The sequence below is a fragment of the Frankia sp. CeTa3Moorea genome, from assembly GCF_978021225.1.
Genome location: NZ_CDXDOR010000003.1, coordinates 59,157 through 69,834, shown reverse-complemented (window position 1 = coordinate 69,834; position 10,678 = coordinate 59,157). Strand labels below are relative to the sequence as shown.

Here is a 10,678-nt window from a genome sequence, read left to right as displayed (position 1 = left end):
CGGCCGGGACATCGGCGGCACTGCGCGGGAGGTCACGGATGTGCCCGATGCTGGATTCGACCTGCCACCCCGGACCGAGATAGCCGGCGATCGTCTTCGCCTTCGCTGGCGACTCCACGATGACCAGGCGGTTGCCCGGGCCCCGGCCGGAGCCGGTGGCGCGGCTGCCGTGGGCGCCGCTGGCTCCGCCTGAGCCGTTCGCCGAATGGCCAGTCCCCGTTCGCCCGTTCGCCGTCCTGCTGTTCGCCGTCCGGCTGGTGGCGCCGACGGGTACGTCGGCGGATGCCTCGCTCGAGCCGGTCTCCGGCGGGAGTCCGGCCTCGGTGGGCTCGGCGACCGGTGCGGATGACCGCGCGGTCGCCCGTGTCGTCGTCTTCGTGCGCGCTGGCACTTCTCTCCTCGGTGCGACGTGCTCGTTTTAGTGCTCTGTGGGGCGAAAGCGTAGGTTGCTTCTACGGAGCGTAGGTCTCGAACATGGCGGATGTTGCGGAGGCGGAGCGCGTTACTGGATCTGGCGGGGGCGGTACGGGTGTCCGGCGGACGGTGGTCGTGCGGGTGGCGGCCGTCGGAGTGAGAGCGGTGCCTCGCAGCACCGTACGCCGCCATTCCGTCTCGCGGATCCTCCCGTCCCGGTATGGCGACCGTAGCCCGACGCTCACCCACTGCTTCTCCGATCCGATGTGGGTGGCGCGGATGGTCCGCCGGCGCATCACCCGGCCCACGGGCGGTGCCGATCCCGCATCCCGAGGTTCCACCGGTTCCCGAGGTTCCATCGGTGCGAAACAGCGCCGCCGACCCGCGTGGCCTCGTGCGAGCCGCGGGGGTCGGCGGTGACGGAACGATGTGGGTCAGGCGTTGATCTTCTCGCTGAGGGTCGGTGTCGATTGTGTCATAGCGGGCACATCGTTGATCATTGAGCTCCGCCGCTTGGAGATGATGATCACGGCGGCGATGGCGGCGAGGGCGGCGAGGGCGACACCGATGCGCAGCCCCGTGTTCTCGTCCGCGCCCACCGAGTACTTCACGACTGTCGGAGCGATCAACAGGCTGACCAGATTCATCACCTTGAGCAGTGGGTTGATCGAAGGGCCGGCGGTGTCCTTGAATGGATCTCCCACGGTATCGCCGATCACCGTGGCCGCGTGGACCTCCGAACCCTTTCCGCCGTGGTTGCCGTCCTCGACCATCTTCTTCGCGTTATCCCAGGCCCCGCCGGAGTTCGCGAGGAACACGGCCATCAGCACGCCGGCGGCGATGGCGCCGCCGAGGAACGCGCCGAGCGGCGGGTATCCCAGGCCGAAACCGACCGCGATCGGGGCGAGAACCGCCAGCGTCCCCGGTGTAATCAGTTCACGGAGCGAATCGCGGGTGCAGATGTCGACGACCGCACTGTAATCCGGCTTCTCGTCGCCGGTCATGATTCCAGGCCTGGACCGGAACTGGTTGCGCACCTCCAGGACGACCCGCCCGGCCGCGCGGCCCACCGCATTGATCGCGAGCCCGGAGAACAGGAAGACCACGGATGCCCCTATGGTGAGCCCGACCAGCGCGTCGGGGTAGGCGATGTTCAGGCCGCCAACGATGCCCCGACCCGCCTCGGGCAGCGCTCCGGCGTCGCGGAGAGCCGTCGTCACGGTGTCGGTGAACGAGCCGAACAGCGCGGAGGCGGCGAGCACCGCGGTGGCGATCGCGATGCCCTTCGTGATCGCCTTGGTGGTGTTGCCGACGGCGTCGAGCGAGGTGAGGATGGCTGCACCCGCCTCGTCCATGTCGCCGGACATCTCGGCGATGCCCTGCGCGTTGTCGCTCACCGGCCCGAAGGTGTCCATCGAGACGATGACACCCACCGTCGTCAGCAGACCGGTCCCCGCCAGCGCCACCGCGAACAGCGCGATCGTGACGCTGCCGGAGCCGAGCAGGTAGGCGCCGAAGACCGCAGCACCGATGAGAAGCGAAGAATAGACCGCCGACTCCAGACCTACCCCGATTCCGGCGAGGATGTTGGTGGCCGGTCCGGTGAGCGACGCCTTTGCGATGTCCTGCACCGGCCGCCGGCCGGTCTCGGTGAAATACCCGGTGAGCAGCTGGATGGCGGCGGCGAGCACGATCCCGATCAGGACCGCGCCGATCGCGATCACTCGTGGATTGCCAGACTGGGTGCTCCCCTGCATCCCGGGGAAATCGGCGAAGCTCGCCGGGAGGTAGAGCAGCGAGACGGCGACGACGCCGACCGCGGACACCACCGCGGAGATGAAGAAACCCCGGTTGATGGCGGACATTCCGGTGCGGTCACCGGCCCGCGGCGACACCGCGAAGATTCCGATGACCGCGGTCACAACCCCGACCGCCGGGATGAGCAGGGGGAACACCAGGCCGCGTTCGCCGAACGCCTCGACCCCGAGAATCAGCGCCGCGACGAGCGTCACCGCATAGGATTCGAACAGGTCGGCGGCCATGCCGGCGCAGTCGCCGACGTTGTCGCCGACGTTGTCGGCGATCGTCGCGGCGTTGCGGGGATCATCCTCGGGAATCCCCTGTTCCACCTTGCCAACCAGGTCCGCCCCGACATCGGCGGCCTTGGTGAAGATCCCTCCGCCTACTCGCATGAACATCGCGAGCAGAGCGGCGCCGAATCCGAATCCCTCCAGGACCTGGGGGGCGGTGTCCCGGAAGACGAGGACCACAGCCGCCGCCCCCAGGAGCCCGAGACCGACGGTGAACATCCCCACCACCCCGCCGGTGCGGAAGGCGATGCGGACGGCGGCTCGTTCCCCTCGGGTCATGGCGGCGGCCGCGGTGCGGGTGTTGGCCCGGGTCGCCAGCGACATCCCGACGAATCCGACCAACGCGGAGAAGATCGCACCGACCACGAAGAAGATCGACCGACCGATCTTTGCTCCAGTGTTCTCGGCTGGCAGGAGCAGTAGTACGAAGGGGATGACGACGACGAATCCCGCGAGTGTGGTGAACTGCCGTCTGAGATAGGCTGCGGCGCCCTCCTGGACCGCCCGGCCGACCTCCACCATCCTCGGGGTGCCCGGACTCGCCGCCAATACCTCACGAACCAGATAACCGGCAACAAGCAATGCGAGGGCTGCGACTATCGCCACACCGGCGACCAGTCCGAGGGCTCTGCCGCTAAGGTCAATTCCAGCACCCTCGGTCTGTAGGGCTTGGATCGAGGACATGGCTCCTCCCGGTCTGCTCTGTGCGCCCTCCGTGAGGGTGCCGGTGCTCTTGGGCGCCCTCACGGCGGTCGCCACGGCATCGAGACGGTCACGGTCACGCGCCGCATCCGGCGACGCTTTGGGCGAGATCGGCCGATTCTTCCCATTTCTAGACATCTGACCGGTCTCGCGGGGAGCACCAAGGGAATCACGGATGGTTGGATCAGCCGTCCATGAGATGCGGCGGAGTCTATCCACACGTCTGTGACGTGCGCTCGTTTTTCGGTAGCGGCGGCCCGGGTCGCGTGCTCTCGGGTACCTCTCACCGCCCTGGCGATAATCCGGAAACGGGTCGATTCGGGAATATTCGGTGTAAAAAGATCACTCGTGCTATTGCTGACATGGCAGACTGGCGCCGTGGCTCCACCTCAATGTCAGGTTCTAGGTGCCCCGCCTTCGGAACCTGGCGCGGGGCACATGGCGGCACGGTCGGAGGCTGGACACGGTCGGAGGCTGGAACAGTCGCCAGGCCCAGGCAGGGAGACCGGAGAGGTCCTACACCGCGGATTCGCAGGGATCCGATGTGGCGCCGGTGCGCCAGGTCATCGCGACAACCGTACCCACGCCGTCGGGGCCGCGCCTGATCTCGATCTCGTCGACGAGTCCCTCGATGAGGGCGAGTCCGAGCCCCGGTGGGAAACCGGAGTTGTCCTCCGAGAGATCGTCGTCCGCCGGTTCCGCCCAACCTGGCGGCTGAGTCGACTCGGATTCGAGTTCGAGCAGGGTGGTCGCGGTGACGAGGCCACCGTCCGGACCGGGGGCGACCTCGTCTCCGGTTCTGCCGCAGTCGGCCACCGTGATGGTGAAGGAATCGGCGCCGTCGATGAGCGCGACATGCACCGGGGCCTGCGGCGCATGCTTGCGGTTGACGCGCACCGCTCGGGTGCACGCCTCCGTCACCGCAAGTTTGATCTCGTCGGCCGCGCTGACCGGAACTCCTGCGCGCCGGCTGACCGCCGTCGCGATCATCCTGGCGGTACGAACGTGCCCGTTCAGGGCAGCGAACCGCAGCTCAACGGTGGGCATACGGCGGGCCTGCCTTTCGCGAAAGAGTGATGTCCGGCTCAGTCGCTCGCGGCAAGGGCTTCCTCGACGGAGGAGTGGATGGGGAAGACCTTGGTCAGGCCGGTGATCCGGAAAATCTTCAGGATGCGCTCCTGAGTGCAGACCAGACGCAGTGAACCCTCGTGCGCACGCACCCGCTTGAGCCCGCCGACGAGGACCCCGAGGCCCGTCGAATCGAGGAACTCGACGCCTTCCATGTCGACGACGAGGTGGTATGACCCCCCGGACACGAGATCGATGAGCTGCTCGCGAAGCTTCGGCGCGGTGTAGACGTCGATCTCGCCGCCCACCACCACGACCGTGTGGTTGCCTTCTTGGCGTGTCGTGAGGGACAGGTCCACGGATCCTCCTTGTGTGCCTCCGGCCGTCCCGTGCTTCGGGCGACCGACATCACGGCGCCATTACCCTCCCACGAGGAGGATCAATCCGGTGTGCCGCGACACAGATCGCGGGTCCGGTGTTGCGGCGTCGCCGGCTGATGACGTCTGATGAAATGTATCCCCGATCTTGGCGCTCGTGTGGGGGTCGACCGACCGCATCGGCGGTTTCGACGCAGCTGGTCCCGCGGGGACACTCTGTGGTCCGCCTGTCGTCTTGTCGTCGGCATCGCTGCCCGTAGCCACGCCGAGATGTTCCCCGGACCGGGATCCGGGATCCTCGGGCTCGATCGGCCGGGGGCCCGAGAGGGCGATGCTCCGGGGGTTTGTCCGGCTGAAGGGCGCCGTGACCGCGTCGAGACGCATATCCTCGATCGTCGTGGGCTCGCCGGTGGATGTCGACGGTGCGGACACGGCCCTTGCCGGGCTGCGCCGCGACGTGCGACGAGCGCGGTGCATGACGCACATCGAGCGCGTCCCTGCCCGGGACGGCTGCCCGGCGCCATGGCCGGACTGGATCGATCCGGTCCTGCGGGGACGGTGGACGGCCGTCGGGATCGCGAGCCCCTGGAGCCACCAGGCGGCTGCCGCCGAGGCCGCATACGCCGGGCGCAGCGTGGTGCTGGCGACCGGCACGGCCTCGGGCAAGTCGCTTGGCTATCTGATGCCGGTGCTGTCCCGGCTGCTCGCCGAGCCCGGTGCCCGGGCACTCTACCTGGCGCCCACGAAGGCGCTGGCCCACGACCAGCTTAGAGCCGTGCGGTCGCTGCGGCTCACCGGTATCCGGGCCGCCGCGTTCGACGGGGACACGCCGGCGGCCGAACGGGACTGGGTCCGGGCGCACGCCGGCCTGGTCCTGACCAACCCCGACATGCTCCACCGTGGCATCCTGCCCTTCCACCGGCGGTGGGCCCAGTTCCTGCGCGGCCTGCGTTACGTCGTCGTCGACGAGTGCCACGGCTACCGAGGGGTATTCGGCGCACACGTGGCCGCGGTGATCCGCCGGCTGCGGCGGATCTGCGCTCGCTACGGGACCGATCCGGTGTTCCTGCTCGCGTCCGCGACCGTCGCCGATCCCGGGGTCTCGGCCGCACGGCTCACCGGCGTGGAGGTCGAGGTGGTCGACGTCGACGGATCTCCGCGGGGGCCACTGGACTTCGTGCTCTACGAACCTCCGCTGCTCACGACCGGGCAGAGCTCGCCGGACCGGGAGGACCCGACCTCCGCGCCCGGCCCGGGCGAGAACGGCGCCCCCGTCCGCCGGTCGGTGACCGCCGAGTCCGCGGACCTGCTGGCGGACCTCGTCGCGGACGGTGTGCGCACCCTGGTCTTCGTCCGCTCGCGACGGGCCGCCGAGGTGGTGGCGGTGACTGCCCGCCGCGAACTCGGTCGGATCGCTGCAGACCTCGCCGACCGGGTGGCGGCGTATCGGGCGGGCTACCTGCCGGAGGAGCGACGGGCCCTGGAGGAGGATCTCCGCTCGGGCGCCCTGCTCGGGGCGGCCGCGACGCCGGCACTCGAGCTCGGGGTGGACATCAGCGGGCTGGACGCCACCGTCACCGCCGGTTTTCCTGGCACGCTCGCCTCGCTCTGGCAGCAGGCCGGGCGCGCCGGGCGGGATGGCCGGCGATCGCTGGCCGTGCTGGTCGCCCGGGACGATCCGCTTGACACCTACCTGGTGCATCATCCCGAAGCCATCTTCGGACGGCCGGTGGAGGCCAGCGTCTTCGACCCCGACAATCCCTACGTGCTCGCTCCGCACCTGGAGTGCGCCGCGGCCGAGTTGGCGCTGACCGAGGCGGATCTGGCGTTGTTCGGACCGACCGCTGCGTTCGCCGTCGACGACCTGGTCCGCCGAGGACGGCTGCGCCGCCGGCCCACGGGCTGGTTCTGGACGCAACGGGCCCGGCCGGATGTGGACATCCGAGGGGCGGGAGGACCACCGGTTCGCATCGTCGAAGCGCGGACCGGCCGGCTCCTGGGCACCGTGGACGCCGCGACCTCGCACACGACGGTGCACGCTGGCGCGGTCTATCTTCACCAGGGATCGAGCTTCGTGGTCGAGGACCTCGACCTCGAGGAATCCGTCGCGTTCGTATGCGAGTCGACGCCGGAATGGACGACCACCGCGCGTGACCACACCGACGTCAGGGTGGTGGAGTCGTCGCGATCCCGGGTGCTGCCCGACGTGGAGGTGCACCTCGGCGTGGTCGAGGTCACCAGCCAGGTCGTCGGATACCAGCGGCGGCTGATCGCGACGGGCGAGGTGCTCGGGCAGGAGCCTCTCGATCTGCCGCCGCGTCAGCTGCGAACCCGGGCCGTCTGGTACACGCTGTCCGACGACCTGCTTGCCCGAGCCGCGATCGAGCCGGCGGACGTCCCCGGCGCCGTCCACGCCGCCGAACACGCGGCGATCGGTCTGCTCCCGCTGTTCGCGACCTGTGACCGTTGGGACATCGGCGGTGTCTCGACCGCGCGCCATCCGGACACCGAACGCACCAGCGTCTTCGTCTACGACGGACACGCCGGCGGGGCGGGTTTCGCCGAACGGGGATTTCTCCGAATCGGCGCCTGGCTGGCTGCGACCCGGGACGCGATCGAAGCGTGTGAGTGCCCGGCGGGGTGCCCGTCGTGCGTCCAGTCGCCCAAATGCGGAAATGGCAATGAGCCGCTCGATAAGGCGGCTGCCTGGCGGCTCCTCGCCGCGGTGACCGCCATGATCGGCTAGCCCCGTGACCACTTCGCCGCGGCGTGGTTCCCCCGCGACCGGACCCGGGTATGTCGACCAGATCGGCTTTTCTCCGTCGTTTATGCCAACGTCCATGGTTTTGGAGGTCTCGGTGGTAACCGTCGGTGTCGTGCTGTTGCTGGTGGCTGGAGTTCTCACCGCGGATCTCGTGTTGGAGAACAGCGGCCACACCGATGTCCTGATCATGGGGCAGATGCTCTCGTTCGACATCTGGGGCCTGTTCGTCCTCGGCCTGGTAACGGGAGTGCTGGTAGCGGCCGGCGTGCAGCTCTTCCTGCAGGGCCTCGCGCGGGATCGCCGCCGCCACCGGATGGAACGCCAGCGCGCCCGGGAGATGGAGGCGCTGGTGCGTTCCGCGCCAGCCGCGCCGCCCGCGCCCGCCACCAGCGCCCCCCGGTCCGTCGAAGCCGACACCGGCGGGGCACGAACCCGGACGGCCCCGCCCCAGGCGCGTCCGGCGGCCGCTCCGGCCTCCGCGACCGCTCCGATGCCCGCGACTGCTCCCACTGCAGCGTCCTCGGGCCAGATCATCACCCATCCCCACCGGGGCGACCGGATCGTCGCCCGCGTCGCTGATCTGCGGCGCCGTGACAGTGGCGGTGATGCGGCGAGTGGCGCCGCCCAACCTCGCGAGGGCGTCCGTTCCGGAACCGGGTCGTCCACGCCGACTGGGAAGTAGACACCCTCCGCTCCTCCCCACGGCCCGGCACGGGCGCGGGCGGACAGCTCCGGGAGCGGGCCGAGTACCGCCGGTAGGCGCGCGAGGACCGTCACCTCGACGGCGTTGCCGTCGACCCGGCAGGCCGCCAGCCGCGCCCCGTTGGCTGCGCTGACCTCGTCGGCCCGCGCGCACATCGTCCGCTGGTTGGCGGGCGGCATCGCTGCGGCCGCGAGGGCGGCGAGATCCGCCGCTCCAGCGGCCCGCTGCCGGACCGTGCTGATCACCGTCACGGTGAACGCGACGCTCACCAGCGAGAGCAGCGCGAACAGGACGGCCAGCAGCCATACCGTCGCGGACCCTGCATCGGGGGCCGCGGCGGACGGCGCTACCCCCGGCGTGACGGTCGGCAGCGTCCTCAGCCGGCGCGTCCCGCTCACGACGCCATCCGGACCGGGCATCCGGTGGGGGCATCGGACGGAAGATCGGCCGTCGCTTCGACGGGGGTGACGGCCCGCGCCGCCACCTCGATGCCGGGAACCAGCCGGCTGACGCCGATGCCACCGACGTGCACCGACACCTGTACCTCGAGCCGACCCGCGCCACGGTGCAGCGTCACGGTGGAGCCGACGGGTGCGGCCTGGATCACCACGGTGTGCACGGCCGAATCCGGCTCCCCCCTGGCAGCCAAGCGGGCGCCGATGCGTGCCGCGTCGGCGCATCGGGCCTGGGCTGCGACGGCACCGAGCATCCAGGCGGCCAGGAAGAAGACGACGAACAGTGAGGGCAGGCCGATCGCGAGCTCGGCGGTGGCCTGGCCGCGGTCCGGCCCGCGGACGGATCTCCTACGTCGACGGGTCACCGGCCGCGGCGGCCGCTGGGAGGAGCGCACAGGCATCACGGCCGCGCTCAGAACGCCACGGTCAGCGCGCGCTGCACCACCGAGGAGACCAGCGACCGGGTCGCGGAGCTTGACACCACCGCGTAGAGGACGCCGGCGAACGCCACGGCCGCAAGCGTGCCGACCGCGTACTCGGCGGTGGACATGCCGTGGTCGCGGGCCTGGACGGCCGGGCGCCACACGCTGAGGAGCCGCCGGGACACCGGCCATCGTGACAGGCGTCGGCACGAGGAGCGGGCTGCCAGGAACATGAGAACTACCTCCGGGACAGGGGAGGATCGGGATCGAGCGATGGGTCAGGCCTGGATGCTCGGCGCCGCGGTGGCAGCTGGATGATCGGGACTTCAGGCCGGCAACAGCGCGGGGACGGATCCGAGGACCATGGGGACCACTCCGAGCAGGAGAAAAGCGGGAAGGAAGCACAGGCCCAGGGGCGCGACCGCCAGGACACCTGCCCGACGAGCCGCGGCGATGCTCTCCGCGTGGGCTTCGTCCCTGGCACGATCGGCCAGTCGGGTGAGAGTGGCGGCGAGCTTCGCCCCGGACGTCTCCGCGCGATCGAGCGCCATGATCGCTGCCCGCACCATCCTGGCCCGCCGGGATGGCGGGGTCACGCGTCCGCGGCGAGCCCATCCGGGCAACCGGTCGGTGAGCTGGGGAGCATGACTCGCGGCCACCAGTCGCTCGCAGGCAGCGCCCACCGTGGCGCCCGCCGCGAGTGCATCGCCTACGGAGCACAGTTCCGCGCCCAACACACCACCGGTGGCGGCGCCGACGGCCCGCACCGCCGACACGATGGTCCCCCCGCTGCGCAGACACGCCGCGATCAGGTCCAGCGCCAGGGGAAAGTCGGCGAGGAACCGGTCGTGCCCCGCGGCGGAGGTCGGGGGCGCGACGCCCGTTGCATCCACGGCTACCGGCCCTCCCCGTCGCTCCACGCCGTCCGCCAAGCGGCGAAGCCAGCGGACTCCGACCAGGTCGGCGAGCCCGCCCACGAGCAGGCATCCGATCCCCGCCGGCGTGCCCAGCAACACCGCGATCGGCGCTGCTCCCGCGAGCGACCCCAGGACGATTCCGGCCAGCGGGAGCGAGGCCACCAGCCGTCCGGATGACCGGGGCCCGGCCAGTGCCGAGGTCAGCTCGCCCGCCCGCACCGCGTCGGCGCGGGCGACCGCCGCGAGCATCGTCGCGACGGGAGCCAGCCTTGCGCCGACGGCCGCGCAGACCTGGTAGGCGACTCCGAGCTGTCGCAGTGATGACGCCTCACTGCGGCACAACAATGGACCGGGCTCCTCCGTCCGGTCGAGCGCGGCACCGAGCTGGTCGAGAGGCACCCACGCCGATCGTCCCGCCGGTGCCGCCACGAGTTCGTCGATGCCGCCCGCCGCCCGGCGCAGGGCCTCGAGCTGGGGTGCGCCGGCGTCGAGCTCGGCCGCGAACGCGGCGAGGAGGTCTTCGGCGGACTGGCGGACCGCCACCTGCCTACGCCGCTCCCGTGACCGCCGTCGCGCCCGGGCGAGACAGCAGAGCAGCACGGCCACGACGCCCGCCGCCACCGGTCCGGCGGCCACCGTGAACAGGACGGCACCGAGGACCAGGCCGATTCCCGAACCGATCACGGTTCCGGTCCTCGGTCGGGTGACTGCGACGGTTGCCGGGACGGTCCCCACGCGCTCGAGTACGGTCATGCTCGCCTCCGCA

General features: G+C 70.6%; 8 protein-coding genes and 2 pseudogenes. 2 read left to right on the top strand and 8 right to left on the bottom strand.

What is annotated here, in order from left to right; translation table 11 throughout:
- The 4 genes and pseudogenes from AC08OV_RS01335 to AC08OV_RS01320 all read right to left on the bottom strand — a co-directional run.
- Positions 1 to 391: pseudogene (locus AC08OV_RS01335) on the bottom strand (type I DNA topoisomerase); the annotation flags it as partial.
- Positions 392 to 848: 457 nt separating this feature from the next.
- Positions 849 to 3,188 carry a sodium-translocating pyrophosphatase gene (locus AC08OV_RS01330; protein ID WP_476612427.1) on the bottom strand — a complete coding sequence of 780 codons (2,340 nt, stop codon included), beginning with the start codon at positions 3,186 to 3,188 and terminating at the stop codon, positions 849 to 851.
- Positions 3,189 to 3,722: 534 nt separating this feature from the next.
- The gene (locus tag AC08OV_RS01325) at positions 3,723 to 4,253 is read right to left on the bottom strand and encodes an ATP-binding protein (RefSeq protein WP_476612428.1); all 531 of its coding nucleotides are present in this window, start codon (positions 4,251 to 4,253) and stop codon (positions 3,723 to 3,725) included.
- A 38-nt stretch (positions 4,254 to 4,291) separates the two neighbouring features.
- Positions 4,292 to 4,633 (bottom strand): STAS domain-containing protein, encoded by a 342-nt coding sequence (locus AC08OV_RS01320; protein ID WP_462185864.1) that lies wholly within the window; start codon positions 4,631 to 4,633, stop codon positions 4,292 to 4,294.
- 349 nt (positions 4,634 to 4,982) lie between these two features.
- Here AC08OV_RS01320 and AC08OV_RS01315 point away from each other — a divergent pair, with 349 nt between their 5' ends.
- Positions 4,983 to 7,397: a DEAD/DEAH box helicase gene (locus AC08OV_RS01315; RefSeq protein WP_476612429.1), complete on the top strand. Its 2,415-nt coding sequence runs from the start codon at positions 4,983 to 4,985 to the stop codon at positions 7,395 to 7,397.
- A gap of 112 nt (positions 7,398 to 7,509) precedes the next feature.
- Positions 7,510 to 8,097, top strand: coding sequence for a hypothetical protein (locus AC08OV_RS01310; protein ID WP_476612430.1), 588 nt, complete (start codon positions 7,510 to 7,512; stop codon positions 8,095 to 8,097).
- Positions 8,098 to 8,129: 32 nt separating this feature from the next.
- Here the strand turns inward: AC08OV_RS01310 and AC08OV_RS01305 are convergent.
- The 4 genes and pseudogenes from AC08OV_RS01305 to AC08OV_RS01290 form a co-directional block, all read right to left on the bottom strand.
- Positions 8,130 to 8,537: pseudogene (locus tag AC08OV_RS01305) on the bottom strand (Rv3654c family TadE-like protein); the annotation flags it as partial.
- Positions 8,513 to 8,974, bottom strand: a complete 462-nt coding sequence (locus AC08OV_RS01300) for a TadE family type IV pilus minor pilin (protein WP_476612431.1) — start codon at positions 8,972 to 8,974, stop codon at positions 8,513 to 8,515. The gene AC08OV_RS01300 and the pseudogene AC08OV_RS01305, both read right to left, overlap by 25 nt.
- Before the next feature lie 11 nt (positions 8,975 to 8,985).
- On the bottom strand, positions 8,986 to 9,180 hold the full coding sequence (locus tag AC08OV_RS01295) for a DUF4244 domain-containing protein (protein ID WP_041258051.1): 195 nt from the start codon (positions 9,178 to 9,180) through the stop codon (positions 8,986 to 8,988).
- A 141-nt stretch (positions 9,181 to 9,321) separates the two neighbouring features.
- A partial coding sequence (locus AC08OV_RS01290; protein ID WP_476619154.1) for a type II secretion system F family protein occupies positions 9,322 to 10,678 on the bottom strand: 1,357 nt, incomplete at its 5' end.